Here is a 23,246-nt window from a genome sequence, read left to right on the forward strand (position 1 = left end):
AAAGCGCGCCCGGCGCAAGACCGGGCGCGCTGTTCTTTGTTCGATTGTGTGGAATGTTGCGCGTACGGTATCTGCTCGTGATCAGTTAAACGTTTTGCCGTCCGCGGCCATCCGGATCAGCGACTCCGGTGGGGCGAACCGATTCCCGTACGCCGCCGCCAGCTCACGGGCCCGCTCGACGAACGCCGGAACGCCGTACGAGTTGATCGCCTGCAGCGCGCCGCCGAGCAGCGGCGGGAAGCCGATCCCGAAGATCGAGCCGATATTCGCGTCCGCGACCGAGCGGAGCACGCCCTCGTCCAGGCAGCGCACGGTCTCCAGCGACATGATGAACGTGAACCGGTCCTGCAGGTCGGTCACGGTCGCCGTCGAAGTGCCGGTGAAGTGCTCGCGCAGCCCCGGCCACAGGTGCTTCGGGCCGTCGGCCGGGTAGTCGTAGAACCCGGCGCCGGTCGACTTGCCCTTGCGGCCGAACTCGTCCAGCATCCGGCCGACCACCTCCATGCCGAGGTGGTCGTCGAACGGCCCGGCGCTGCCGCCGGCCGCGATCGCGGCGTCCCGGATCTTCCGCGGCAGCGTCAGCGTGACCTCGTCGAGCATCGCCAGCGGCGGCGCCGGGAAGCCGGCCAGCGCCGCGGCCCGCTCGATGGTGACCGGGTCGACGCCCTCGGCGACCATCGCGGCGCCCTCCATCACCAGCGTGCCGAAGACGCGTGAGGTGAAGAAGCCGCGGCTGTCGTTGACCACGATCGGCGTCTTCCTGATCTGCCGGACGACGTCGTACGCCTTGGCCAGCGTCCGATCGGAGGTCTTCTCCCCCACGATCAGCTCGACGGCCGGCATCCGGTCGACCGGCGAGAAGAAGTGCATCCCGACGAAGTCGTCCGGCCGGTCGATCCCGTCGGCCAGCCCGGTGATCGGCAGCGTGGAGGTGTTCGAGCAGAGCAGCGCGTCGGGCTCGATCACCCCGGCGATCTCGGCGAAGACCTGCTGCTTGAGCTCCTCGCTCTCGAAGACGGCCTCGATCACCAGGTCGGCCCCGGCCAGGTCGTTCGGGTCGCCGGTCGGGGTGATCCGGCCGAGGAACTCCTCGACCTGCGCCGGGGTCTTGCGGCCCTTCTGCACCTGCTTCGCGAGCAGCTTCTCCGAGTACGCCTTCCCCTTCTCGGCCGCCTCCAGCGAGACGTCCTTGAGCACGACCTCCATCCCGGCCTTCGCGCACTCGTACGCGATCCCGGCGCCCATCATGCCCGCGCCGAGCACACCGACCTTGCGGGCCTGGTACGCCGGGACGCCGTCCGGCCGGGAGGCGCCGGCGTTGATGGCCTGGAGGTCGAAGAAGAACGCCTTGATCATGTTCTTCGCGACCTGACCGGTCGCCAGCGAGACGAAGTACCGGGACTCGATCCGGGACGCGGTGGCGAAGTCGACCTGCGCCCCCTCGATCGCGGCGCTCATGATCGCCCGCGGCGCCGGGTAGGGCGCGCCCTTGAGCTGTTTGCGCAGGTTCGCCGGGAAGGCGGGCAGGAACGCGGCCAGTTTCGGGGTGGACGGCGTCCCGCCGGGAATCTTGTAGCCGTCGCGGTCCCACGGCTGCTTCGCGTCCCCGGCGTACGCCGCGATCCAGGCGCGCGCGGCGTCGAGGAGCTGGTCGGCGGGCACCACCTCGTCGACGATGCCGACCGACTTCGCGTGCGCCGGCTTCATCCGCTGCCCCTGCAGCAGTACCTTCATCAGCGCGTCCTGCAGACCGAGCATCCGGACCGTCCGCGTGACACCGCCGCCGCCCGGCAGCAGCCCGAGTGTGACCTCGGGGACGCCGAGCTCGATCTTGTTGCTGTCCGCAACGATGCGGTGGTGGCAGGCGAGCGCGATCTCCAGCCCGCCGCCGAGCGCCGTCCCGTTGATCGCGGCGACGACCGGGACACCGAGCGTCTCCAGCGCGCGGAGCTGGCGCTTGACTTCCTCGACGGTGTCGAAGACCTGCTGGGCGTGCTCGGGCTGGACCTGGGACAGCATGTCGAGGTTGCCACCGGCGAAGAAGGTCGACTTGGCGGAGGTGATGACGACGCCCTTGATCAGGGCCTTCTCGGCCTGCAGCCGCTCGACGGTCTTACCCATCGCCGCGACGTACGCGTCGTTCATCGTGTTCGCGGAGGCGTCCGGGTCGTCGATCGTCAGGGTGATGACACCGGCGTCGTTCTTCCAGTCGATCATGCCGCAAGCCTCTCGATGATCGTCGCGACGCCCATGCCGCCGCCGACGCACAGGGTGGCCAGACCGTAGCGGAGCTCGCGCCGCTCCAGCTCGTCCAGCAGGGTTCCGATCTGCATCGCGCCGGTGGCGCCCAGCGGGTGCCCGAGCGCGATCGCGCCGCCGTTCACGTTCACCTTCTCGTGCGGTACGTCGAGGTCGCGCATGAAGTGCAGCACCGCCGCCGCGAAGGCCTCGTTCATCTCGTACAGGTCGATGTCGCTCGCGCCGAGTCCAGCCTTCGCCAGCGCCTTGCGGGCGGCGGGTGCGGGACCGGTGAGCATGATCGTCGGGTCGGCACCGCTGACGCCGACCGCGACGACCCGGCCGCGCGGGGCCTGGCCAAGCGCCTCGCCGGCCTTCTCGGTGCCGATCGCGACCAGCGCGGCGCCGTCCACGATGCCTGACGAGTTGCCGGCGTGGTGCACGTGGTTGATCCGCTCGACGGTCACGTACTCCTCCAGCGCGACGGCGTCGAAGCCGCCGTGCTCACCGATCGCGGCGAAGGACTCCGGCAGCCCGGCGAGGGTGTCGACCGTCGTGCCGGGCCGGACCAGCTCGTCGTGGCCGAGGATCTGCAACCCGTTGCGGTCGACGACCGGGACGACGGAGCGCGCGAAGTACCCGTTGGCCCAGGCCTTGGCGGCCCGCGCGTGCGACTCGGCGGCGTACGCGTCGACATCGGCGCGGGAGAAGCCGTCGAGGGTCGCGATCAGGTCGGCGCTGATGCCCTGCGGGATGAAGCCGGTGGCCAGCGCGGTCTCCGGGTCCATCGCCCAGGCGCCGCCGTCCGAGCCCATCTTCACCCGCGACATCGACTCGACGCCGCCGGCCAGGATGAAGTCCTCCCAGCCGGAACGGACCCGCTGCGCGGCCTGGTTGACCGCCTCCAGGCCGGAGGCGCAGAAGCGGTTGAGCTGGACGCCGCCGGTCGTGTTCGGGTAGCCGGCCATCAGCACCGCGGTCCGGGCGATGTCCATGCCCTGGTCGCCGATCGGGGTCACCACGCCGAGGACGACGTCGTCGATCGCGGACAGGTCCAGCTTCGGGTTCCGGGTCCGGTACTCGTCCAGCAGACCCGTGATCAGCTGGATCGGTTTGACCTCGTGCAGCGCCCCGGCCGGTTTGCCCTTACCCCGCGGCGTCCGGATCGCGTCGTACAGAAAGGCTTCGCTCATGATGATCCCGTTCGGTGTCGAGTCGTCCCCCGCATTGTGACAGTGTTGGTGTCATAGTCGTCAACAGCGGCTCGCTATGATCTCGGCCATGTCCGAAGCCGACGAGGCGACCCTGACCGTCGACGAGCTCTCCGCCCGCGTCGGGATGACCGTGCGCACGCTGCGCTTCTACGCCGGCCGCGGCCTGATCCCGCCGCCGATCCGGCGCGGCCGCGTCGGGTACTACGGGCCCGAACACATTGCCCGGCTCGACCTGGTCCGCGAGCTGCAGGCGCACGGGTTCACGCTGTCGGCGATCGAGGGCTACCTGGAGCGCATCCCGGCCGACGCCACCCCGCAGGACATCGCCCTGCACCGCACGCTGCTGACCCCCTGGATGCGCGACCTGCCCGAGACCCTCGACCGCGCTTCGCTGGTCCGCCGGACCGGGCGCGAGCTGACCGATGACGACATCGTCGCGCTGGTCGCCCTCGGCGTCGTCGAGCCGACTCCGGACGAGGACGTCTTCCAGGTCGCGACCGCGCACCTGAGCCTCGGCGCCGAACTGCTCGACCTGGATCTGCCGACGGACGCCGTCCTCGCGGTCAGCCGGGTCTTCTCCGAGCACGGCCGCGCCATCGCCGAGGAGCTGACCGAGGTCTTCCGGACGATGGTCTGGCCGCACTATCGCGACTCGGGCGGGACGCCGGAGCACATCCAGCAGCTCGTCGAGCGGTTCAAGCCGGTCACCATCCAGGGGCTGGTAATCGCGTACGAGCGCGCGGTCGGCGAGACGCAGCGCGAGACGATCCGGCGGACGCAGAGCAAGCGGCGATGACAACCGGGCGCGGCAGGCCCGCGTCCTTGGTTGCGTGAAAAGACTTCTGACCGCAGCGGCCGCCCTCCTGCTCTCCGTGGTTTGGTTGCCATCGGCAACCGCATCCCCGGGTCACCGGGTCGGCGTCGCCGCCTATTCGCTCGGGGACTCGGTCTTCGACCTCCCACCCGGCGCCGACGGGACCAAGGCCAAAGGCGAGCTGACCGCCGTCGTCCACTACCCGTTGGACCTGACCGGCCGCCGCTACCCCGTCGTGCTGATCTCTCACGGTTTGTGGATCAGTTGCGCCGACCGGAAGGCGTGGCAGGACGAGGACTGGGAGAAACTCGACGCCTGGCCGTGTGCGCCCGGGACACCGGAGATCCCGAACTACCGCGGGTACGACTACCTCGGCGCGAAACTCGCCGCCCAGGGGATGATCGTGATCTCGATCAGCGCGAACGGTTCGAAGGCCTTCATGGGTCAGGAGCAGGACGCCGCCCGCGCCGCGCTGATCAACGAGCACCTGCGGATGTGGCAGCAGCTGTCGAGCACCGGCCGCGGCCCGCTGGCCGGCAAGCTGCCGGTGAACTTCAAGGGGCATGCCGATCTGACGAACGTCGGGCTGATGGGCCACTCGCGCGGCGGGCGCGGGACGCTGTTCTACGCCGCCGACCAGAATCAGAAGAACTGGCCGCGCGGGGTCGAGGTCAAGGCCGTCGTCCCGCTCGCGCCGGCCGAGCCGTACTCCCCTGACGAGAACCCGGACAGTCCGGAGCTCGACGCGTACCGGATCACGAACATCCCGGTCGGCGGGATCATCGGCAGCTGTGACGGCGCCGTCCAGGGGCGGGTCTACAACTATCTGCAGGCCCACAACAAGGCGCCGCTGTACGAGTGGTATGTCCGCGGCGCGAACCACAACTTCTTCAACACGCAGTGGTCACCGTCGAGTGGGCAGGTCGGCGCGGAGGACGACGCGCCGGCGGACTGCGGCGACCGGCGGCTGAGCGAACCGCAGCAGCGGGCGACGGGGACGGCGTACGTCTCGGCGTTCTTCCGGCGGTACCTGCTCAACGATCGGAGCGGGATGCGGTTGCTGACCGGCGCGGTGAAGCCCGGGCCGGTCGACGTCCGGGTCGATCAGGGCGTGGGCAGCCGGAGGTAGGTGAGGCCGCGGAGGTCGACGTACGTCTCGGACGACGTCGTCACCACCCGCAGCAGGACGTGATCGCAGCCTGGGCACCGGGCGACCATGCCCGGTGCATCCAGGTAGAGCCGCGTCTCGGCGAAGACGCCGGTCTGGCCGCAGCCGTCGCAGCGGGTGACGGCCGCGGTGATGTCGACGGCGAAGATCTCGCTGAGCTTGCCGGCCGCGGCGTTGCCGTCCAGGTACGTGGTCATTGCGGGCCTCCAGTCGGGCCGAAGCGTTCGGTGCGGACGCGCGCCGGGTCGTGACCGGCGGCGACGAGCAGGTCGGCGACCGCCTCGACGAACGGGGTCGGGCCGCAGACGTACGTCGTCGGCTCGTCGGCCGGGGTGAACGCGAGCTGGTCGATCAGCTCGGCGTCGATGCGGCCGACGCGCGGCTCGCCGTCCGGCGCTTCGCGGGTGTAGACGAGCCGGACGTCGACGTGGTCGGACGACGCCAGCTCCTTCAGGTCGTCGACGTAAATGACCGAGGTGGGACGGCGTACGGAGTACAGCAGCCGGACGGGCGTCGTACTGGCCGCTTCGGCGTGGGCGCGCAGGATCGCCCGGAGCGGAACGACGCCGGAGCCGCCGCCGATCAGCTGGACCGGGCCCTCCTGCTCGGGCCTCCAGACGAACCAGCCGCCGACCGGGCCACGCAGCTCCAGTGGGTCACCGGGTTTCAGGACCTCGACCAGGTAGGGAGAGACCTCGCCGTCCTCGACCTCTTCGACGGTGAGCTCGATCTGGCCGCCGCTCCAAGCGGAGGCGATCGAGTACGAGCGGGAGGCTCGGTAGCCGTCGTCCGCGGTGAGGCGGACGTCGAGGTGCTGGCCGGCGAGGTGGCCCGGCCACTCCGGGACGTCGAGCACGATGGTGCGGGCGGTCGCAGTCTCCCGGCGTACGTCGGCGACAGTGGCGACCTGCCAGCTCAGTCGCCGGCGTACCGCTGTTCTTTCCATGGGTCTCCGTACTCGTGGTAGCCGGCGGTCTCCCAGAAACCGAGGTCTTCGCTGTCGGAGAGCACCATGCCGCGGACCCACTTGGCGCTCTTCCAGAAGTACAGGTGCGGGACGAGCAGCCGGGCCGGGCCGCCGTGCTCGGGGTGGATCGGCTCGCCGTCGTACTCGTAGGCGATCCAGGCCTGGCCGTCGAGCAGGTCCTCCAGCGGGAGGTTGGTCGTGTAGCCGCCGTAGCTGTGGACGAGCGCGTAGTCGGCCGCGGTCTCGACGTCGGCGAGCACGGTGTCGAGTGAGACGCCCTTCCACTCGGTCTGCAGTTTCGACCAGCGCGTCACGCAGTGGATGTCCCGCGTGATGTCTTCGGCCGGAAGGGCCAGCAGGGCCTTCCAGTCCCACTTGTAGGTCTCACCGCTCTCGGTGGCGACCGTGAACTCCCAGTGATCGGTCCGGATCTGGGGCGTCGGCCCCGCGGACAGCACCGGGAACTCGTGTGTCAGGTACTGCCCGGGCGGAAGCTCCGTCCCGCTCCGCCTCCGGCCGGTGAACCCCGGCGAAACCACCATGCCGACCTCCCTCGACGTTCCTGGAGGCAGTCAATCACTTCCAGCTCTCGGATTCCCATCGTTGGGGCGGCGATTTCACTCCGGGGTGCGGAGCCAGACCTCTTGGCCGGGGTCGAACTCGGTGGTGACCAGCTGCTGCGCGCGCCGGCCGAAGCCGGAGATCGCCAGCGGGCCCTCGGTCAGCGGGTCCAGGCCGAAGGCGCGTTCGATGTCGAGCTCGTTGATGGCGGAGGTGACGAAGGCGCCGAGGCCGAGCTCGGTCGCGCTCAGGTAGAGCGTCTGGGAGAGGTGGCCGGCGTCGAGGACGAGGGCGCGGTAGGCCTTGGCGTGCTGGCGGTACTTCCAGAAGCTGCGCGCGTACCGCGAGGTCAGGACGGCGAGCACGGGCGCGTTGGAGAACCAGTGCTGACCGGCGAGGGCGCGGCGGGCGAACTCGGCGAGCGGCTCGTCGGGGGCCGGCATCGGCTCGAGGGCGTGGTCGACGCAGTGGTAGTGGTAGAGGCCGGGTGTGAGGCCGTCGACGTTCTGGACGATCAGGTAAGCCTCGGTCGGGTGCAGGCCGCCGCCGGACGGCGTGTGCTTCTTGAGGAAGACCGTTTCGTCGTCCAGCCGCATCTCGCCCTGGGCGGCGAAGACGCGGTGCAGCATCCGCGCGCAGAGCTCGAGCGGCAGCGGGCGGTCGGGGTCGAAGTTGCGGCAGGTGGCGCGGCGGGCGAGCATCGCGTCGAAGTCGTTGCCGTCGACGCGCGGGAGCGCGACCCGGTCGGCGGGTTCGCTGCGGGTGAGGGCGTGGGTCGGCGGCGGGCCGAGCTTGCGGCGCAGGTCGGCCGCGGTCGTCATCTCGTTGTCCTCCATCGTGCGGACGCTGTCGACGCTCTCCCAGCGGGCGAGCCGGTGCAGCATCGCGGCCGGCGGCCACCAGTGCCCGGCGCGCAGCGCGTCGTCCCGCTCGCGGTGCGCGGAGTCGTCGTCCGCGATCACCAAGCCGGCCTTGAGCAGCTCGGGCAGCAGCGCGTCGTCGCTCTCGACCCACACGCTCGGGCTCAGCCGGCCGAGCAACTCCCGCTGCTCCGCATCGACCTCGACCTCGCCGTCGAGATGCGCCGCCAGCGCCAGCCAGCGCTGCGTCCGGCTCAGCCCGACCCCGCCGCTCACGAGCGAATCGAGATCGAACCCGACCTCCTCCCGCGGCTCCAGGAACAACACCGCACAACGGCGTACCCGCATCAACATCACAGCCCCCCAGGCAAAGTCGTCGGTTAACATTATCCCGCGACAACTGAATCTCTGGGTACTACATGACATTTGGGGGGCCAGATGACAGTAACCACACGCAAACCGCAGCTTCCGGCACCGGTCGTCGACCGCCTGCTCGACCTGCTGGCCACCGACGACGCCTTCCGCGACCTCTTCGCCCACGATCGCCAGGCCGCGCTGACCGCCGTCGGCTGCGAAACCCCCGACGGCTTCGGCTGCCTCGCCGTCGACCGCTTGGCCGCCAAGACGGTGATCGCCGCCGCCCGCGACGAGCTGCGCGCCTACCTGCTGTCCGGAGCGGCGTACAACAACCCGCACATCCTGGAGTCCGGCGCAACGCACGCCGTCCTCCGCCACAACTGACACTTCCTGGGGGAATCACATGACTGCGACCGCCACCAAACTGCAGATCCCGGCCGCCGTGGCCGACCGTCTGCTCGAGCTGCTCGCCACCGACGACACCTTCCGCGACCTCTTCACCCACGACCGCCACGCGGCCCTGATCACCCTCGGCCTCGACCCCGAGCTCGTGAAGATCGCGCCCCTCGGATGTATGGCCGTCGAAACCCTCGCCCCCAAGGCCGCCATCGCCGCCGCCCGCGCCGAGCTCACCACCTACCTCACCGCCGCCAACAACCACACCAACCCCCACGTCCTCGAGTCCGGCGCCATGCACGCCGTCCTCCGCCACAACTGACGGGCCTGGCGAGCCATGAAGACTGCTGCCAAGTTGCAGATCCCGCCCCACGTCGCCGACCGCCTGCTCGAGCTGCTCGCCACCGATGACGGTTTTCGCTCGTTGTTCGTGGCCGATCGGCATGCAGCGCTGGTGCATGCCGGGCTCGACGCCGAGCTGGTCGAGCACGAGCGCCTCGGCTGCATGATCGTCGGCGAGCTCGCAAGCAAGGCCGAGATCGCCGCCACCCGCGCCGAACTCCTGGCCGGCCTCACCTCGGTCGGTGCCCAGATCACCCACCACCTCTTCGAAACCACCCCCTCACACCAGCTCACCGGAGTACTCCGATGAGCACCACCGCCACCAAACTGCAGATCCCGCCCCACGTCGCCGACCGCCTGCTCGAGCTGCTGGCCACCGACGACGGGTTTCGGGAGTTGTTTGCCCGGGACCGGCATGCGGCGCTGGTGCAGGTTGGGGTGGCGCCCGAGTTGGTGCAGGTGGCGCCGCTGGAGTGCATGAAGGTGGAGCGGCTGGCGAGCAAGTCCGAGCTCGCCGCTACGCGCGCCGAACTGGTCGCCGGGCTGACGTCCACCAGCGGCCAGGTCGCTCCGCACGCTCTGGAGGCACAGCCGTTGCACGCCCGCGGAGGTTCCCGATGAGTGCGACCGCCACGAAGGTGCAGATTCCGGCGCAGGTCGCCGATCGGTTGCTGGAGTTGTTGGCTACGGATGACGGGTTTCGGGAGTTGTTTGCCCGGGATCGGCATGCGGCGCTGGTCCAGGTCGGGTTGGCGCCGGAGCTGGTGAAGGTTTCGCCGCTGGACTGCATGGTGGTGGAGCGGCTCGCTGGGAAGGACGAGATCGCGGCAGCGCGGGATGAGCTGGTGGCTTATCTGACTGCGGGTGGGAACCACAACAATCCGCATGTGCTGGAGGCTGGGCGGATGTCGGCGGTGCTGCGGCAGCGCTGAGTGGGTGGCCGGCTGCCCGGTGGGCAGCCGGCTGTCAGATGCCCATGGTGCGGCCGATGATCTCCTTCATGATTTCGGTGGTGCCGCCGTAGATGGTTTGGACGCGGCTGTCGAGGTAAGCCTTGGCGATCGGGTACTCGGTCATGAAGCCGTAGCCGCCGTGCAGCTGGAGGCAGCGGTCGACGACCTTCTTCTGCAGCTCGGTGGTCCACCACTTGGCCATCGCGGCTTCGGCGACGGTGAGGGTGCCGGCGTTGAGCTCGGTGATGCAGCGGTCCACGAAGACACGGGCGATCTGGATCTCGGTGGCGAGTTCGGCGATCACGAAACGGCTGTTCTGGAACGAGCCGATCGGCCGGCCGAACGCCGTCCGCTCCTTGACGTACTTCAGGGTCTCGTCGAGGACGTGCTCACAGGCGGCGGCCGCGATCACGGCGATCGCGAGCCGCTCCTGCGGGAGCTTCTGCATCAGGTAGACGAAGCCCTGGCCTTCCTCGCCGAGCAGGTTCGCGGCGGGGACGCGGACGTTGTCGAAGAACAGCTCGGCGGTGTCCTGCGCTTTGAGGCCGATCTTGTCCAGGTTGCGGCCGCGTTCGAACCCCTCCATCCCGCGCTCGACGACGAGTAGCGAGATGCCCTGGGCGCCGGCGTCCGGGTCGGTCTTCGCGACGACGATCACCAGATCGGCCAGGATGCCGTTCGAGATGAACGTCTTCTGGCCGTTCAGCACGTAGTGGTCGCCGTCGCGCCGCGCCGTGGTCTGAATCCCCTGCAGATCGCTACCCGCGCCGGGCTCGGACATCGCGATCGCGGTGATCGTCTCCCCCGAACAGAACCCGGGCAGCCAGCGCGCCTTCTGTTCCTCGGTCCCGTAGTCGAGCAGGTACGCCGAGACGATGTCGGTGTGCAGCGAGAACCCGACCCCGCCGCCGCGCGCCCGGGTGATCTCCTCCAGCAGCACCGCGTTGAACCGGAAGTCGCGCACCCCGCCCCCGCCGTACTCCTCGGGCATCATGAACCCGAGCAGCCCGCCGCGCCCGGCCGTCGCCCACAGCTCCCGCGGCACGATGCCGGCCTCCTCCCAGCTGTCGTGGTGCGGGACGATCTCCTTGTCGCAGAACGACCGGACGGTCTCCCGGAAGGCGTCGTGATCGGCGTCGAAGAGCTGACGTTCCACAGGCGGATCCCTTTCAGTTCTGTACGGCGGCGCCGGTCTCGAACAGACCGTCGGTATCGGTGATCCCCCAGTCGGCCAGGGCCTCCCGGGTGTGCTGACCTGGTCGCGCAGGCGGCCGGTCGAGGGTGGTCGGCGTCCGCGAGAAGCGCGGCGCGGGCGCGGCCTGCCGGACGCCGTCCTTGTCGACGAACGTGCCGCGGGCGTTCAGATGCGGATGCGTACCGGCCATTGGCAGCACCGGCGCCACGCACGCGTCGGACCCGTCGAACAACTCGGTCCACTCCGCCTGCGATCGCGTGCGGAACGTCTCGGCCAGCAGCTTCTGCAACTCCGGCCAGTTCGCCGGGTCGTAGCGGTCCGCGGCCTCGACCCCCAGCTTGGCGATCAGCTCGGCGTAGAACTGCGGCTCGATCGCACCGACCGCCATGAAGAGACCGTCGGCCGTCTCGTAGACGTCATAGAACGGCGCGCCGGTGTCGAGCAGATTTGTCCCGCGCTCCTGTTTCCAGCTGCCCCCGGCAAGCGCGCCGAGCAGCATGGTTGTCAGATGCGCCGAACCGTCGACGATCGCGGCGTCCACCACCTGCCCCGCGCCGGTCCGCTGCGCGTGGTGCAGCGCCGCGAGTACGCCGACGACCAGGTACAGCGACCCACCGGCGAAGTCGCCGAGAATGTTCGCCGGAACCTGCGGCGGCCCACCGGCCCGGCCGATCAGATGCAGCGCACCGGACAGCGCGAGGTAGTCGATGTCGTGCCCGGCCGCCTGCGCCAGCGGCCCGTCCTGACCCCAGCCGGTCATCCGGCCGTAGACGAGCCGTGGATTCAGCGCGAAGCAGTCGTCCGGCCCGGCCCCGAGCCGCTCGGCGACTCCCGGCCGGAACCCTTCGACGAGGACGTCGGCCTGCGCGACCAACCGGCGTACGACGTCGATCGCGGCCGGGTTCTTCAGATCGAGCGCGACACTGCGCCGCCCGCGATTCACCAGCTCCAGCTCGGGCGGCCCCATCGCCAGCCCGCCGCCCGGCCGCTCGATCCGCAGGACGTCGGCGCCCAGCTCGGCCAGCATCATGCAGGCGAACGGCGCCGGCCCCAGCCCGGCCAGCTCGACCACCTTCACGCCTTCCAGAGGACCCATACCGCCATTGTGACAGTTCCACTGTCATGGTCGTCAAGCCATCGGGCCGCCGAGCCTCGGCCATGTCCCGGTCTTGACGGGTTCATCGCCGCCGTCTACACCGTTACCGCACGTCTGTCTCCGCCCCGACAGAACAGGTGAGCCGATGACCATGGACCGCAGAGACTTCCTGAAGACCGCAGGTCTGACCGCGGCGTCCGCGGGGGTGTTCAGCGCGCTGCCCGAGAGCCTGCAGCGCGCGCTCGCCGCGCCCGCCCCGGCCGGTGGGCTGGACATGATCGAGCACGTCGTGATCCTGATGCAGGAGAACCGGTCGTTCGACCACTACTTCGGCGCGCTGCGCGGCGTCCGCGGGTTCAACGACCCGACCGCGCGGACGCTCGCGACCGGCCGCTCGGTCTTCCACCAGCCCAACGGCAGCGGCTACGTCCTCCCCTACCCGGTCGCGAGCCAGTACATGACCGGGACGCCGCACGACTGGGGTACCAGCCACGGCGCGTGGAACCACGGCCGCAACGATCAATGGATCCCGCAGAAGACGAAGTACTCGATGGCCACGCATCTGCGCGCCGAGCTGCCGTTCTACTACGCGCTCGCGGACGCCTTCACGATCTGCGATGCCTACCACTGCTCCGAACTCGGGCCGACGAACCCGAACCGGTTCTATCTGTTCACCGGCATGCTCGGTTTCGAGCCCGGCACCAGCACGCGCGCGATCGGCAACGACGCCTGGCAGAACGCCGGTCACACCGGCTACACCTGGACGACGTACGCCGAGCGGCTCGAAGCGGCGGGCAGGAGCTGGCGGGTCTACCAGGAGTGGGACAACTACGGCGACAACTCCCTCGACTACTTCAAGAAGTTTCTCGACATCGGCCGCAAGGCACTGGCGCGGACGAGCTATTCGAAGCTGGAGTTCTTCTACGACAACGGCGTCCGGAAGGCGAGTGCCGCCGATCGGGCGACGCTGCTGAACCAGCTCGCGGCCGGGGTCGCGACCCTCACTCCGGCCGAGCGGCGGCTCTACGACCGCGGGTTGCACCGGGTGGCTGCCGATCAGCTGATCCCGGCGTTCGCTGCGGACGTCGCGGCCGGGCAGCTCCCGGCGGTGTCGTGGATCGTCGCGCCGGAGCCGAAATGCGAGCACCCGGCGTGGGGTCCGGCCGAGGGCGCGAACTTCACCAAGGAGCTGCTCGACAAACTCGCGTCGCATCCGGAGGTGTGGAACAAGACGCTCGTGCTGATCACGTACGACGAGAACGACGGCTACTTCGACCATGTGCCGCCGCCCGTGCCGCCGGTGAACGCGAACGAAGGGCAGTCGACGGTCGCGATCGCCGACGAACTGGTCGGCGGGGTGCCGATCGGGCTCGGCGCGCGGGTGCCGATGCTGGTGGTCTCGCCGTGGAGCCGCGGCGGCAACGTGTGCTCGCAGGTCTTCGACCACACGTCGGTACTGCGGTTCCTCGAACGGTGGTCCGGGATCGCCGAGCCGAACATCTCGCCATGGCGGCGGTCGGTCTGCGGTGATCTGACCGCCGCACTCGATCTGACCACGACGAACCCGAGCTATCCGGCGCTGCCGTCGACACCGCCGACTCCGGGCTGGGAGACGACGTACCCCGCTCCCCCGGCGAACCAAGCCCTGCCGCCGCAAGAGGCCGGGCCGAAGACCTCGCGGGCGCTGCCCTACGTCCTGGCGGCCTCTGGACGCGTTGCGGCCGACAATTTCTGGATCGACTTCGCGAACACCGGAACGGCCGGGGCGCACTTCTACGTGTACGCGAACGCCTATCGGAGCGACGGGCCGTGGCGCTACACGATCGGCGCGGGCGCTTCGGCGTCCGACTACTGGCAGGCGGGGACGCCGAGCGGCGCCTACGACCTGACCGTGCTCGGACCGAATGGCTTCGTCCGCCGCTTCGCGGGGAATCGGATCACCGCGACGACCAGCGGGAACGCCAACCCCGAGGTCAAGCTGCGGTACGCGCCGGCCGACAACCTGGTCTGGCTGACGATGACGAACGCCGGGACGAAGGCCTGCACGATCACGATCCGGCCGAACAACCGCGCCGGTGGGCCGTGGAGCTATCAGGTCGGGCCGGGCGCGACGGTCGAGGACTGGTTCAGTACGGCGAACGGGATGGCCGGCTGGTACGACCTGACGGCGACCGCCGACACCACCGACGGCTTCACCCGCCGGTTCGCCGGACGGCTGGAGAAGGACGCCGCCGGGATCAGCGACCCGGTGATGGCCTCGGCCCGACTCACCGCGACCGCGCAACCGTCGACGAACGAGATCCGGCTCGATCTCGGCAGCGCCCGCACTGTCACCGGTCTGACCTGTCAGCCCGGTCAGATCGGGCAGTACGAACTGCACCTCAGCACCGACGGCGTCACGTGGGGCTCCCCGCACACCAGTGGCACCTTCAGCGGCGCCACCCAGACCCTCCGCTGCTGGCCGACGTCCGCCCGCTACCTCCGCCTGCGCGCGCTGAGCGGAACGACTCAGAACGCCGCGCTCACGCCTCTGGGCTGGTGACTTCGAAGACCTCCGCCGCCGCCTGAAGCTTCCGGTAATACTCCGACCACCCGGCCGCGTCGAGCATGTCGGCATCCTTCCCGCCCTGACCGTCGATCAGCTCGCGGACGATGTCGGCGTGCCCGGCATGCCCCGCGGTCTCGTCGACGACCCGGACCAGCAACGCGCCGAACGTCGTCCTCCGCTTGCCCTCGGCCCAATGCGGCACCTCGGCCGGCGTATCCAGCTCCAGCTCGGCGATCGACCGATCGCTGTGCGCACAAGCCTCCCGATACAGCCCCGTCAGCCACTCGGTGCTCTCCGTCGGCAGCGCCCACATATCCGCGCCCTCCCACACCGAGCCATCCGCATCCCAAGGCAACATCTCCGCCGGCGGCCGCCCCACACTCGTCCCCAAATACACATACTCGATCCCGATCAAATGTTTGACCAGCCCAAGCAGATTCGTCCCCGACGGCACCACCGGCCGCCGCCGGTCGTACTCACTCACCCCCTCCAGCTTCGCCAGCATCCGGCCGCGAGTCTCCTGCAGATACCCCTGCAACACCATCTTCATACCCAGCACGCTAACCACCCCCTCAGACAGTTTCGCCCCCGCAACACGAACGACAGGAAGTACACCGCCGGCTGGACCCCTGCCACGCTCGGCCCGCGGCCGCGCCCTGCCGACAAGTCCATCTACGTCCTGTCGTTCGTGCTGCCTGTGGACAACTCGGCGCACGACGCCGCCGGTTTTGGGAGGCTTTGGTGGTGCCGCCCGTCGACGAAGTCCTGGCCCAGCTGGGCGGCTCGGCGACGACTGCCCAACTCCGCCGGCTGGCCAAGCGGGCGGCGCTGGAGCGGGCGGTTGCCGACGGAACCGTCATTCGGGTGGCGCGCGGGGTGTATGCGCTGCCGGCGCTTGGCCCGGAGCGGCTTGCGGCGCTTGCCTACGACGGGGTCGTGTCACATCTCAGTGCTGCCCAGCTCTTGCGGCTGCCGTTGCGCGTTCTGCCGGAGACGCCGCATGTGATCGTTCCGGCCAAGCGGCATCCGCGCGCCGGCCGCGCAGCGGTGCTGCACTGGGCGCAGGTGACCGCCGATGAGCGGCGGGCTCGGCTGACCTCTGCGCTCCGGACCGTGCTCGACTGCGCTCGGATCCTGCCGTTCGGCGAGGCGCTTGCGGTCGCCGACGCCGCCCTCCGGAGCGGTCGAGTGGGGTGGGAGGAGCTCAACCGTGCAGCACATCGAGTGAGCGGGCCCGGGCGAGCGAACGTGCTCCAGGTCGCGGCCGCCGCCACGCCGCTGGCCGAGAGCTTCCTCGAGTCGATGGTGCGGAGTCTGCTGATCTCGGACGGGATCGCAGGGTTCGAGCCGCAGGTCGACATCTACGGCGACGGCGGGTTCATCGGCCGGGTGGACCTCGCGCACTCGGCGGCCCGAGTGATCGTCGAGGCGGAGGGTTATGAGTTCCACGGATCGGCTGCTGACTTCGCCGCGGACTGCCGCCGGTACGACGATCTCGTCGCGGCCGGGTGGACGGTGCTGCGATTCACCTATCAGCAGGTGCTGGGCGATCCGAGGTGGGTGGTCGCGACCGTGCAGGCGGCCTTGACGCTAAGGACAGGAGGTACTGCGGGCGGCGAGGGTGCTGTGAGCGGGGTGGCGCCGGGCGAGTGGGCCGCGTAGGCGGCTACGTCCTGTTGTTCGTGCTGGGAGCGCCGGGTGGGATGAAGGGGTAGGGGGTGGGGGCGGAGTCGAGGAGGCGGAGGAGGGCTTGGGTGTCGGTGTGTTCTTCGATGGCGTCGGCCAGGCGGTCCAGGCGGGACTCGCGGAGGGCGGCGAAGGAGGTGGTGCGGGTGGGGGCGGGTTTGGTTGTGAGGGCGGCTATTTCGGTGAGGAAGGCGTGGCGGGTGGGGTCGTCGTCGAAGAGGCCGTGGTAGATGGTGCCCCAGGTGGTGGGGGTGCGGCAGCCGCCGGGGAAGGGGGTGGCATCGCCGGTGACGGTGACGGTGCCGTGGTGGATCTCGTAGGCGGTGGGGGTGGGGCGGGCGAGGGTCTTGGCGCGAGTGAATTCGGTTGCTACGGGCAACAGGTTGAGGCCTTGGTGGGTGCCGCCGCCTTCGACGCCGTGCGGGTCGGCGATGGGGCCGCCGAGGAGCTGGTAGCCGCCGCAGATGCCGAGGGTGGGGCGGCCGGCGGCGACGCGGGCGGTGACGGCGGCGTCCAGGCCGAGGGAGCGCATCCAGGTCAGGTCGGCGACGGTGGCGCGCGAGCCGGGCAGGACCACCAGGTCGGCGTCGCGGATCTCGGCCGGGCTGGTGGTGAAGAAGACGCTGGTGGTCGGCTCGGCGGCGAAGGCGTCGAGGTCGGTGAAGTTGCTGATCCGGGGGAAGCGGACGACGGCGATCGACAACAGCTCATTGCTCGCCGACGGCCGCCGGACCGGGATGTCGAGCGCGTCCTCGGAGTCCAGCCAGAGCTCGGGCAGCCAGGGCAGGACGCCGTACGCCGGGCGCCCGGTGACGCCTTCGAGCATGTCGATGCCGGGCCGGAGCAGGGAGACGTCACCGCGGAACTTGTTGATCAGGAAGCCGCTGATCAGGGCCTGGTCGGCCGCGTCGAGCAGGGCGACCGTGCCGAACATCGAGGCGAACACGCCCCCGCGGTCGATATCGCCGACCACCACGACCGGGGTCCTGGTGTGCTGGGCGAGACCCATGTTCACGTAGTCGGACTGTCTGAGGTTGATCTCGGCCGGGCTGCCGGCGCCCTCGCTGATCACCACGTCGTAGCGCGCGGCCAGGTCGTCGTACGCCGCGAACGCCGCCTTCGCCAGCTCGGCGCGCTCGGTCAGGAAACCGCGGGCGGACAGCTCACCCCAGGGCTGCCCCATCAGCACGACGTGGCTGCGCCGGTCGCTGCCGGGTTTGAGCAGGACCGGGTTCATCGCGGCCTCGGGCTCGGCCCCGGCGGCGATCGCCTGGGTCCACTGGGCGCGGCCGATCTCGGTCCCGTCGGCGCAGACCATCGAGTTGTTCGACATGTTCTGGGCCTTGTACGGCGCGACGCGGACGCCCTGCCGGGCCAGCCATCGGCACAGCCCGGTCACCACGGTCGTCTTGCCGGCGTCGGACGTCGTACCAGCGATCAGGAGGCCTGCCACGGGGTCGATCCTAGAGCCCGCAAGACGAGCGCGAGCCGCAGGCGGAAGCGGCCCTGTGCGGTGCCGAAGGCGAAGCCCATCGTCGTCTCGGCGTGTTCGAGGCGGTAGGCGACCGTGCTGTGGTGCCGGTAGACGAGCGTGGCGGCTTTGCGGACGGAGTCGGTTGCGCAGTACGCCCGGAGCGTCGCCAGCAGATCGTCTCCCCCGGGCTCTTTCGCCAGCCGCTCCAGCGCGATCACGTCGGGTGTCGCTGCGATGTCCTCCGGTCTTAGTCGCTCCGCCACCATCAGCAGGCCGCCGAGGTCATCCGCTCGCACCACAGGCTCTTCCGGTGAGGTGAGCCGGAAGGCAGTCCGCGCCGCGCGCCACGAGTCAGCCGCGCAGTACGCCGGCAACAGCACCGAAGTCCACCACTACCCCGGCACCTTCCACGGCTCCGGCTTCGTGACGACCGCGGCCGTGAGCCGGCGGATGGCGGCCGATCGGACGGACGCCCTCCGCCGGGCACTCGGCTAGACCGGCGGCTCGCCCTGCTCCGACTCCGGTTTCACCGGAGTGATGCGGCGGCCCTGCGCGTCAGTGCTGGGCAGCCGCGGAGCAGGCCCCTGGAAGCGCGTGCCGTCGCGGGCCGACAACGGCTTGGCGATGTTCTCCAGCGACTGCCCCTCGGCGTCCACCCCGAAGAACCAGGCGATGATGCCGCCGAGCAGCATGATCCCGGCGCCGACCATGTAGCCGACGGCCAGCGGGCCGCGCGCCGGGTGGTCGCCCTCGCCGATCAGCGACGCGAAGAGGAACGGCGCGACCACGCCGCCGGTCAGCTGCGAGATCGCGAAGAAGAACGAGATCGCCTGCCCGCGCAGCTCGATCGGGAAGATCTCGCTGACCGTCAGGTACGCCGACGAGGCGCCGGCCGAGGCGAAGAAGAACACCACGCACCACAACCCGGTCAGCGTCGCCGCCGTCAGCACACCCGAGTTGAACAGCAGCGCAGTGATGAACAGGACGACGGCCGCGAGCGAGTACGTCGTGAAGATCATCTTGCGCCGGCCGATGGTGTCGAAGAAGTGCCCGAGCAGCAGCGGACCGGCCAGGTTGCCGATCGCGAACGGGAAGAAGTACAGCGCGACGCTGGAGTCGTTCAGCCCGAAGTACGACTTCAGCACCAGCGCATAGGTGAAGAAGATCGCGTTGTAGAGGAACGCCTGGGTGACCATCATCGAGAAGCCGAGGAAGGACCGGCTGCGGTAGTCGCGCAACATCACCCGCGCGATCTCGCGGTACGTCACCGGCGGGTAGTCGACGACGTTGATCGCCTCGTCGTCCTTGACCTCGCGCAGCTCGCCGCCCTGGGCGCGGACCGTCTCCTCGATCCGGTCGACCGTCCGCTCGGCCTCCTCGACCTTGCCGTGCGTCATCAGCCAGCGCGGGCTCTCCGGGATGTGCCGGCGCAGGTAGATGATCATCAGACCCATCACCGGGCCGACCAGGAAGCACAGCCGCCAGCCCCACTCGACCGGGATCAGCTCCGGGTTCAGGAAGACCAGACCGACCGCGGAGCCGATCAGCGCACCGGCCCAGTAGGTGCCGTTGATGCCGATGTCGACGCGGCCGCGGAACTTCGACGGGATCAGCTCGTCGATCGCTGAGTTGATCGCGGCGTACTCACCGCCGATTCCCATCCCGGCCACGAACCGGCAGAGCGCGAGTGACCAGAAGTCCCAGGTCAGGCCTGCGGCGCCGGAGGCGATCAGGTAGACCATCAGCGTGATGATGAACAGGCTGCGGCGGCCCCAGCGGTCGGTCAGCCGACCGAAGAACAGCGCGCCGACCACCTCGCCGGCCAGGTAGATCGACGCCAGCAGCCCGATCTCGGCCGTGCTCAGCCCGAGGGTCGAGGACTCCTTCAGCGTGTTGCCGACCAGCGAGACGAGCTGGATCTCCAGCCCGTCGAGGATCCAGGAGACGCCGAGACCGACGACGATCATCCAGTGGAAACGGGTCCACGGCAGCCGGTCCATCCGGGCCGGGACCAGACTCGGTATCGCCTTGCCCTCGTCGAGCGCGTGCTCGCTGCTCATCCCGAACTCCTTCCGGCGCCAATGGATCCGCAGGACCCCGTACCCCAGCCGTCCCGAATCCCAAACGCCCCCTGACTACAGTGGACGGTATGGAGAACGAGATCAGCGTGGTGGACGCCAAGGAGCGCAGCCGCTACGAGGCGCTGGACGCCGAGGGCAACCTGATGGGCTTCGTCGACTATTCGCTGCGCCCGGGCGTGATCGCCTTTCTGCACGCCGAGACCCTGCCCGACTACCGCGGCCGCGGCGTGGCCGGCCGGATCGCCGTCAAGTCGCTGGACGACGCCCGCGCGCTGGGCCTGCGGGTGAAACCCGCCTGCCCCTTCTACCAGGACTACCTGGCCAAACACCCCGAGTACGCCGACCTCGTCGGCGAGGCCGCGCAGTGATCCTCGGCAAACTCGACTGGCAGCCCGCCGCCGGAGCGCCGGAGCTGCTGGCCCCGGCGACGCGCGATGCCCTCGGCGACCTCCCGGCGTACTCGGCCGCGATCGACCCCGGGCTGGCCGACACCGCGGCCTTCTGCGCCGAGTACGACGTACCGATGGCAGCCTCGGCCAACTGCGTCGTCGTGCTCGGCAAACGCGCGGGCGAGTCGGCGTACGCCGCGGTGCTCGTGCTGGCCACCGACCGGGCCGATGTGAACGGCGTCATCCGCAAACACCTCGGCGTCCGGAAGATCTCGTTCGCCGCCCAGGACGACGCGGTCGGCACGACCGGGATGGAGTACGGCGGTATCACGCCGATCGGGCTGCCGGCCGACTGGCCGATCCTCGTCGACGAAGCCGTGGCGGCCGCCGGGCCGGTGGTGATCGGCAGCGGGATCCGCGGGTCGAAGGTGCTGCTCGACGGCGCCGAGCTGGCCGAGCTGCCGACGGCGACCGTGCTCGACCTCGCACAGCACTGACGGCCGCTCGGAGCGGCAACCCGGGCTATCCCGTGGACAGGGAGTAGCATCGCGGGCTGAAATGGGTGAGTGGACGGGTGCGGCGGGTGAAGCGGTGAGTGTGGCTGGTGGCGGTGGCGGAGACGGCGGGCCGACCGCGCTCCGGATCATGCTCGGCGGTCAGCTGCGCAGGATGCGTGAGCAGGCCGGGATCAGTCGCGCCGACGCGGGCTGGCAGATCCGCGCGTCGGAGTCCAAGGTCAGCCGGATGGAGCTCGGCCGGGTCGGCTTCAAGGAGCGCGACGTCAGCGACCTGCTGGAGCTGTACGGCCAGGCCGACGAGCAGGAGCGCTTCCGGCTGACGGAGCTGGCGCGCGCCGCGAACAACCCGGGCTGGTGGTCGCGGTACGGCGATGTGATGCCGAGCTGGTTCACCAACTACGTCGGCCTCGAGGTCGCGGCGACGCTGATCCGGACGTACGAGGTGATGTTCGTCCCCGGCCTGTTGCAGACCGAGGAATACGCGCGGGCCGTCGTCCAGCTGGGCCGGTCGTACCAGCCGCAGGAGGAGGTCACGCAGCGCGTCTCGCTCCGGGTGAACCGGCAGCAGATCCTGACCCGGGCGAATCCGGCCCGGCTGTGGGTCGTCATCGACGAGTCCGTCCTGCATCGGCCGGTGGGTGGCGCCGACGTCCTGCGTGGTCAGCTGGAGCACCTGATCAAGTGGGCGCAGCAGCCCAACATCACGCTGCAGATCATGCCGTTCAGCAGCGCCGGCGCGGCCGGCGCCGGGGGCGCGTTCAGCATCCTGCGGTTCCCGGACGGCGATCTGCCGGACATCGTCTACATCGAGCACGCGGCGAGCGCGCTCTACCTCGACAAACTCGAGGAGGTCGACGAGTACGCCGCGATCATGGAGGGGCTCACGATCGCGGCCGCACCCGTTTCCGCGACCGAAGGCCTGCTCCAGCAGGCGATGGCGCGGCTGGACTGACCGGACGGGGTCAGCCCAGCGTCCGGATCACGCCAGCTTGACGTCGACGACGATGTTGCCGCGGGTGGCGTTGGAGTACGGGCAGACCTGGTGGGCCTTGGCGACCAGATCCTCGGCGACGGCCGGCTCGAGGCCGGGAAGGCTGACGACGAGCGTGACCTGCAGACCGTAGGCGCCGCCGGCGATCGCGCCGAGGCCGACCTCGGCCGTGACGGTGGAGCCGGTGACCTCGACGCGCAGGCGGCGGGCGACCGTCATCATCGCGCTCTGGAAGCAGGCGGCGTACCCGGCGGCGAACAGCTGCTCGGGGTTGGTGCCGTTCCCGCTACCGCCCAGCTCGGCCGGCGGCGCCACCACGACGGCCAGCTTGCCGTCGCTACTCGTCACCTTGCCGTCGCGGCCGCCCTCGGCGGTGGCTTTGGCGGTGTACAGAACCTTCTCGACCGGTGTGGTCATCTGAGCTGCTCCTCGAACGTTTTCAGCGGGTGGGGTCGAGCACGAGCTTGCCGACGGTCCGGCGGGCTCGCATGTCTTCATGGGCGGTCGCGGCCTCGGACAGGCCGTACTCGCCGCCGACGATCGGGCGCAGCGACCCGGCCTGGACCAGGCCGAACAGCTCGGTCAGCGGCTCGCCCAGCAGCCGCGGGTCGCCGAAGCAGTCGGCCAGCCAGAAGCCGACGATCGTCTTCGAGCCCTTCATCAGCCGGGTCGGGTCGATCGCGGCCGCGGACTCCCGCGAGGCCGCGCCGAACGTGACGAGCCGGCCGAACTTGGCCAGCGCCGCGAACGACTCGTCGAAGGTCGGGCCGCCGACCATCTCCAGCACGATGTCGACGGGCTTGCCGCCGTTCGCCTCGATGATCCGGTCCTTGAGACCCTCCGGCGTCCCGTCGATGGCGATGTCCGCGCCGAGCTCGAGCACCTGCTTGCGCTTCTCCTCCGACGACGCGGTCGCGATCACCCGGCCGGCACCCCAGAGTTTGGCCAGCTGGACCGCGATCGATCCGACGCCGCCGGCGCCGGCGTGCACGAGCACCGACTCACCAGGGCGGAAGTGAGTCGAGGTCTTCAGCAGGTGCCAGGCGGTCGTGCCCTGCAGCACCAGCGCGAGCGCCTGGCCGTCGGTGACGCCCTCGGGCACATCCCAGGCGTACGGCGCGTGCGCCACGGCCTTCTCGGCGTACCCGCCGGAGCCGACCAGCGCGACCACGCGGCGGCCGTCGGCGGTGTGACCGACCACCTCACCGCCCGGAATCATCGGCAGCGTCGCCTTCTGCAGGTAGCTGTTCTCCACCTGATGCGTGTCCGCGTAGTTGATCCCGGCGCGGTCGACGGTGATCAGCACCTGCCCGTCGCCGGCGGCCGGGTCCGCGACCTCGCCGACCTTGAGGACCTCGGGCCCTCCGAACTCAGTGATCTCGATTGCTCGCATACGTC

General features: G+C 69.9%; 27 protein-coding genes. 13 read left to right on the forward strand and 14 right to left on the reverse strand.

Annotated features, from left to right (window positions below):
- Positions 1 to 81: 81 nt before the first annotated feature.
- Both HPO96_RS12855 and HPO96_RS12860 read right to left on the reverse strand, forming a co-directional pair.
- The gene (locus tag HPO96_RS12855) at positions 82 to 2,217 is read right to left on the reverse strand and encodes a 3-hydroxyacyl-CoA dehydrogenase NAD-binding domain-containing protein (protein ID WP_171673577.1); all 2,136 of its coding nucleotides are present in this window, start codon (positions 2,215 to 2,217) and stop codon (positions 82 to 84) included.
- Positions 2,214 to 3,431, reverse strand: coding sequence for an acetyl-CoA C-acetyltransferase (locus tag HPO96_RS12860; RefSeq protein WP_171673578.1), 1,218 nt, complete (start codon positions 3,429 to 3,431; stop codon positions 2,214 to 2,216). The genes HPO96_RS12855 and HPO96_RS12860 overlap by 4 nt, the downstream gene beginning before the upstream one ends.
- A gap of 88 nt (positions 3,432 to 3,519) precedes the next feature.
- Between HPO96_RS12860 and HPO96_RS12865 the strand changes: the two genes are divergently transcribed.
- Together HPO96_RS12865 and HPO96_RS12870 are read left to right on the forward strand one after the other, a co-directional pair.
- Positions 3,520 to 4,248, forward strand: a complete 729-nt coding sequence (locus tag HPO96_RS12865) for a MerR family transcriptional regulator (protein ID WP_238354975.1) — start codon at positions 3,520 to 3,522, stop codon at positions 4,246 to 4,248.
- A 34-nt stretch (positions 4,249 to 4,282) separates the two neighbouring features.
- Positions 4,283 to 5,395 (forward strand): alpha/beta hydrolase family protein, encoded by a 1,113-nt coding sequence (locus tag HPO96_RS12870; RefSeq protein ID WP_171673580.1) that lies wholly within the window; start codon positions 4,283 to 4,285, stop codon positions 5,393 to 5,395.
- On the opposite strand, the gene HPO96_RS12875 is transcribed toward HPO96_RS12870, so the two are convergent.
- The 4 genes from HPO96_RS12875 to HPO96_RS12890 form a co-directional block, all read right to left on the reverse strand.
- Complete coding sequence (locus HPO96_RS12875) at positions 5,371 to 5,631, reverse strand: DUF6510 family protein (RefSeq protein ID WP_171673581.1); 261 nt, start codon at positions 5,629 to 5,631, stop codon at positions 5,371 to 5,373. The two genes, HPO96_RS12870 and HPO96_RS12875, sit on opposite strands and share 25 nt — an antisense overlap.
- Complete coding sequence (locus tag HPO96_RS12880; protein WP_171673582.1) at positions 5,628 to 6,380, reverse strand: ferredoxin reductase; 753 nt, start codon at positions 6,378 to 6,380, stop codon at positions 5,628 to 5,630. The genes HPO96_RS12875 and HPO96_RS12880 overlap by 4 nt, the downstream gene beginning before the upstream one ends.
- Positions 6,350 to 6,943, reverse strand: a complete 594-nt coding sequence (locus HPO96_RS12885) for a molybdopterin-dependent oxidoreductase (RefSeq protein WP_171673583.1) — start codon at positions 6,941 to 6,943, stop codon at positions 6,350 to 6,352. The genes HPO96_RS12880 and HPO96_RS12885 overlap by 31 nt, the downstream gene beginning before the upstream one ends.
- Positions 6,944 to 7,018: 75 nt before the next feature.
- Complete coding sequence (locus tag HPO96_RS12890) at positions 7,019 to 8,170, reverse strand: putative peptide maturation dehydrogenase (RefSeq protein WP_171673584.1); 1,152 nt, start codon at positions 8,168 to 8,170, stop codon at positions 7,019 to 7,021.
- 90 nt (positions 8,171 to 8,260) lie between these two features.
- On the opposite strand from HPO96_RS12890, the gene HPO96_RS12895 reads away from it, so the two are divergent.
- Genes HPO96_RS12895 through HPO96_RS12915 form a run of 5 tightly spaced genes read left to right on the forward strand, consistent with a single transcriptional unit; the run spans position 8,261 to position 9,849 of the window.
- Entirely contained in the window at positions 8,261 to 8,563 is a 303-nt protein-coding gene (locus tag HPO96_RS12895; RefSeq protein ID WP_171673585.1) for an NHLP-related RiPP peptide, read from the forward strand.
- A gap of 19 nt (positions 8,564 to 8,582) precedes the next feature.
- On the forward strand, positions 8,583 to 8,897 hold the full coding sequence (locus tag HPO96_RS12900) for an NHLP-related RiPP peptide (RefSeq protein WP_171673586.1): 315 nt from the start codon (positions 8,583 to 8,585) through the stop codon (positions 8,895 to 8,897).
- A gap of 15 nt (positions 8,898 to 8,912) precedes the next feature.
- Positions 8,913 to 9,227, forward strand: coding sequence for an NHLP-related RiPP peptide (locus tag HPO96_RS12905; protein WP_171673587.1), 315 nt, complete (start codon positions 8,913 to 8,915; stop codon positions 9,225 to 9,227).
- Positions 9,224 to 9,538: an NHLP-related RiPP peptide gene (locus HPO96_RS12910; protein WP_171673588.1), complete on the forward strand. Its 315-nt coding sequence runs from the start codon at positions 9,224 to 9,226 to the stop codon at positions 9,536 to 9,538. The genes HPO96_RS12905 and HPO96_RS12910 overlap by 4 nt, the downstream gene beginning before the upstream one ends.
- Positions 9,535 to 9,849, forward strand: coding sequence for an NHLP-related RiPP peptide (locus tag HPO96_RS12915; RefSeq protein WP_171673589.1), 315 nt, complete (start codon positions 9,535 to 9,537; stop codon positions 9,847 to 9,849). Before HPO96_RS12910 ends, HPO96_RS12915 begins: the two co-directional genes overlap by 4 nt.
- A gap of 34 nt (positions 9,850 to 9,883) precedes the next feature.
- Here HPO96_RS12915 and HPO96_RS12920 read toward each other — a convergent pair whose 3' ends face one another.
- Together HPO96_RS12920 and HPO96_RS12925 are read right to left on the reverse strand one after the other, a co-directional pair.
- Positions 9,884 to 11,026, reverse strand: a complete 1,143-nt coding sequence (locus tag HPO96_RS12920; protein WP_171673590.1) for an acyl-CoA dehydrogenase family protein — start codon at positions 11,024 to 11,026, stop codon at positions 9,884 to 9,886.
- 13 nt (positions 11,027 to 11,039) lie between these two features.
- Positions 11,040 to 12,161, reverse strand: coding sequence for a CaiB/BaiF CoA transferase family protein (locus tag HPO96_RS12925; RefSeq protein ID WP_171673591.1), 1,122 nt, complete (start codon positions 12,159 to 12,161; stop codon positions 11,040 to 11,042).
- A gap of 145 nt (positions 12,162 to 12,306) precedes the next feature.
- Here HPO96_RS12925 and HPO96_RS12930 point away from each other — a divergent pair, with 145 nt between their 5' ends.
- Positions 12,307 to 14,703, forward strand: a complete 2,397-nt coding sequence (locus HPO96_RS12930; protein WP_202885808.1) for a phosphocholine-specific phospholipase C — start codon at positions 12,307 to 12,309, stop codon at positions 14,701 to 14,703.
- Here HPO96_RS12930 and HPO96_RS12935 read toward each other — a convergent pair.
- Entirely contained in the window at positions 14,684 to 15,259 is a 576-nt protein-coding gene (locus HPO96_RS12935) for a DinB family protein (RefSeq protein ID WP_171673592.1), read from the reverse strand. The genes HPO96_RS12930 and HPO96_RS12935 overlap by 20 nt on opposite strands.
- A gap of 191 nt (positions 15,260 to 15,450) precedes the next feature.
- Here HPO96_RS12935 and HPO96_RS12940 point away from each other — a divergent pair, with 191 nt between their 5' ends.
- Positions 15,451 to 16,371 (forward strand): DUF559 domain-containing protein, encoded by a 921-nt coding sequence (locus HPO96_RS12940; RefSeq protein WP_337796611.1) that lies wholly within the window; start codon positions 15,451 to 15,453, stop codon positions 16,369 to 16,371.
- 4 nt (positions 16,372 to 16,375) lie between these two features.
- On the opposite strand, the gene HPO96_RS12945 is transcribed toward HPO96_RS12940, so the two are convergent.
- Together HPO96_RS12945 and HPO96_RS12950 are read right to left on the reverse strand one after the other, a co-directional pair.
- A complete protein-coding gene (locus tag HPO96_RS12945) occupies positions 16,376 to 17,848 on the reverse strand; it encodes a cobyric acid synthase (protein WP_171673593.1) in 1,473 nt (490 codons plus the stop codon).
- Positions 17,833 to 18,165, reverse strand: a complete 333-nt coding sequence (locus HPO96_RS12950; protein ID WP_171673594.1) for a helix-turn-helix domain-containing protein — start codon at positions 18,163 to 18,165, stop codon at positions 17,833 to 17,835. Before HPO96_RS12950 ends, HPO96_RS12945 begins: the two co-directional genes overlap by 16 nt.
- A gap of 19 nt (positions 18,166 to 18,184) precedes the next feature.
- On the opposite strand from HPO96_RS12950, the gene HPO96_RS12955 reads away from it, so the two are divergent.
- Positions 18,185 to 18,364: an alpha/beta hydrolase family protein gene (locus tag HPO96_RS12955; RefSeq protein ID WP_184999626.1), complete on the forward strand. Its 180-nt coding sequence runs from the start codon at positions 18,185 to 18,187 to the stop codon at positions 18,362 to 18,364.
- On the opposite strand, the gene HPO96_RS12960 is transcribed toward HPO96_RS12955, so the two are convergent.
- Entirely contained in the window at positions 18,361 to 19,929 is a 1,569-nt protein-coding gene (locus tag HPO96_RS12960; protein ID WP_202885810.1) for an MFS transporter, read from the reverse strand. The two genes, HPO96_RS12955 and HPO96_RS12960, sit on opposite strands and share 4 nt — an antisense overlap.
- An 89-nt stretch (positions 19,930 to 20,018) precedes the next feature.
- On the opposite strand from HPO96_RS12960, the gene HPO96_RS12965 reads away from it, so the two are divergent.
- The 3 genes from HPO96_RS12965 to HPO96_RS12975 all read left to right on the forward strand — a co-directional run bounded on the left by HPO96_RS12965 (position 20,019) and on the right by HPO96_RS12975 (position 21,809).
- A complete protein-coding gene (locus tag HPO96_RS12965) occupies positions 20,019 to 20,318 on the forward strand; it encodes a GNAT family N-acetyltransferase (RefSeq protein ID WP_171673595.1) in 300 nt (99 codons plus the stop codon).
- Positions 20,318 to 20,836, forward strand: coding sequence for a YbaK/EbsC family protein (locus HPO96_RS12970; RefSeq protein WP_171673771.1), 519 nt, complete (start codon positions 20,318 to 20,320; stop codon positions 20,834 to 20,836). The genes HPO96_RS12965 and HPO96_RS12970 overlap by 1 nt, the downstream gene beginning before the upstream one ends.
- 148 nt (positions 20,837 to 20,984) lie before the next feature.
- Positions 20,985 to 21,809 carry a helix-turn-helix domain-containing protein gene (locus HPO96_RS12975; RefSeq protein ID WP_171673772.1) on the forward strand — a complete coding sequence of 275 codons (825 nt, stop codon included), beginning with the start codon at positions 20,985 to 20,987 and terminating at the stop codon, positions 21,807 to 21,809.
- A gap of 27 nt (positions 21,810 to 21,836) precedes the next feature.
- On the opposite strand, the gene HPO96_RS12980 is transcribed toward HPO96_RS12975, so the two are convergent.
- Together HPO96_RS12980 and HPO96_RS12985 are read right to left on the reverse strand one after the other, a co-directional pair.
- Positions 21,837 to 22,265, reverse strand: a complete 429-nt coding sequence (locus HPO96_RS12980; RefSeq protein ID WP_171673596.1) for an organic hydroperoxide resistance protein — start codon at positions 22,263 to 22,265, stop codon at positions 21,837 to 21,839.
- Between the two features lie 22 nt (positions 22,266 to 22,287).
- Positions 22,288 to 23,241 (reverse strand): quinone oxidoreductase family protein, encoded by a 954-nt coding sequence (locus tag HPO96_RS12985; RefSeq protein WP_171673597.1) that lies wholly within the window; start codon positions 23,239 to 23,241, stop codon positions 22,288 to 22,290.
- Positions 23,242 to 23,246: the final 5 nt, after the last annotated feature.

Source organism: Kribbella sandramycini, assembly GCF_013131805.1.
Classification (GTDB): Bacteria; Actinomycetota; Actinomycetes; order Propionibacteriales; family Kribbellaceae; genus Kribbella; species Kribbella sandramycini.

What these genes read in the sequence shown, in the direction of transcription:
- HPO96_RS12855 (WP_171673577.1), bottom strand. Translation starts at nt 2,217, where the DNA reads ATGATCGACTGGAAGAACGACGCCGGTGTCATCACCCTGACGATCGAC.
- HPO96_RS12860 (WP_171673578.1), bottom strand. Translation starts at nt 3,431, where the DNA reads ATGAGCGAAGCCTTTCTGTACGACGCGATCCGGACGCCGCGGGGTAAG.
- HPO96_RS12865 (WP_238354975.1), top strand. Translation starts at nt 3,520, where the DNA reads ATGTCCGAAGCCGACGAGGCGACCCTGACCGTCGACGAGCTCTCCGCC.
- HPO96_RS12875 (WP_171673581.1), bottom strand. Translation starts at nt 5,631, where the DNA reads ATGACCACGTACCTGGACGGCAACGCCGCGGCCGGCAAGCTCAGCGAG.
- HPO96_RS12880 (WP_171673582.1), bottom strand. Translation starts at nt 6,380, where the DNA reads ATGGAAAGAACAGCGGTACGCCGGCGACTGAGCTGGCAGGTCGCCACT.
- HPO96_RS12885 (WP_171673583.1), bottom strand. Translation starts at nt 6,943, where the DNA reads ATGGTGGTTTCGCCGGGGTTCACCGGCCGGAGGCGGAGCGGGACGGAG.
- HPO96_RS12890 (WP_171673584.1), bottom strand. Translation starts at nt 8,170, where the DNA reads ATGCGGGTACGCCGTTGTGCGGTGTTGTTCCTGGAGCCGCGGGAGGAG.
- HPO96_RS12895 (WP_171673585.1), top strand. Translation starts at nt 8,261, where the DNA reads ATGACAGTAACCACACGCAAACCGCAGCTTCCGGCACCGGTCGTCGAC.
- HPO96_RS12900 (WP_171673586.1), top strand. Translation starts at nt 8,583, where the DNA reads ATGACTGCGACCGCCACCAAACTGCAGATCCCGGCCGCCGTGGCCGAC.
- HPO96_RS12905 (WP_171673587.1), top strand. Translation starts at nt 8,913, where the DNA reads ATGAAGACTGCTGCCAAGTTGCAGATCCCGCCCCACGTCGCCGACCGC.
- HPO96_RS12910 (WP_171673588.1), top strand. Translation starts at nt 9,224, where the DNA reads ATGAGCACCACCGCCACCAAACTGCAGATCCCGCCCCACGTCGCCGAC.
- HPO96_RS12915 (WP_171673589.1), top strand. Translation starts at nt 9,535, where the DNA reads ATGAGTGCGACCGCCACGAAGGTGCAGATTCCGGCGCAGGTCGCCGAT.
- HPO96_RS12925 (WP_171673591.1), bottom strand. Translation starts at nt 12,161, where the DNA reads ATGGGTCCTCTGGAAGGCGTGAAGGTGGTCGAGCTGGCCGGGCTGGGG.
- HPO96_RS12930 (WP_202885808.1), top strand. Translation starts at nt 12,307, where the DNA reads ATGACCATGGACCGCAGAGACTTCCTGAAGACCGCAGGTCTGACCGCG.
- HPO96_RS12935 (WP_171673592.1), bottom strand. Translation starts at nt 15,259, where the DNA reads ATGAAGATGGTGTTGCAGGGGTATCTGCAGGAGACTCGCGGCCGGATG.
- HPO96_RS12960 (WP_202885810.1), bottom strand. Translation starts at nt 19,929, where the DNA reads ATGAGCAGCGAGCACGCGCTCGACGAGGGCAAGGCGATACCGAGTCTG.
- HPO96_RS12965 (WP_171673595.1), top strand. Translation starts at nt 20,019, where the DNA reads ATGGAGAACGAGATCAGCGTGGTGGACGCCAAGGAGCGCAGCCGCTAC.
- HPO96_RS12975 (WP_171673772.1), top strand. Translation starts at nt 20,985, where the DNA reads ATGCTCGGCGGTCAGCTGCGCAGGATGCGTGAGCAGGCCGGGATCAGT.
- HPO96_RS12980 (WP_171673596.1), bottom strand. Translation starts at nt 22,265, where the DNA reads ATGACCACACCGGTCGAGAAGGTTCTGTACACCGCCAAAGCCACCGCC.
- HPO96_RS12985 (WP_171673597.1), bottom strand. Translation starts at nt 23,241, where the DNA reads ATGCGAGCAATCGAGATCACTGAGTTCGGAGGGCCCGAGGTCCTCAAG.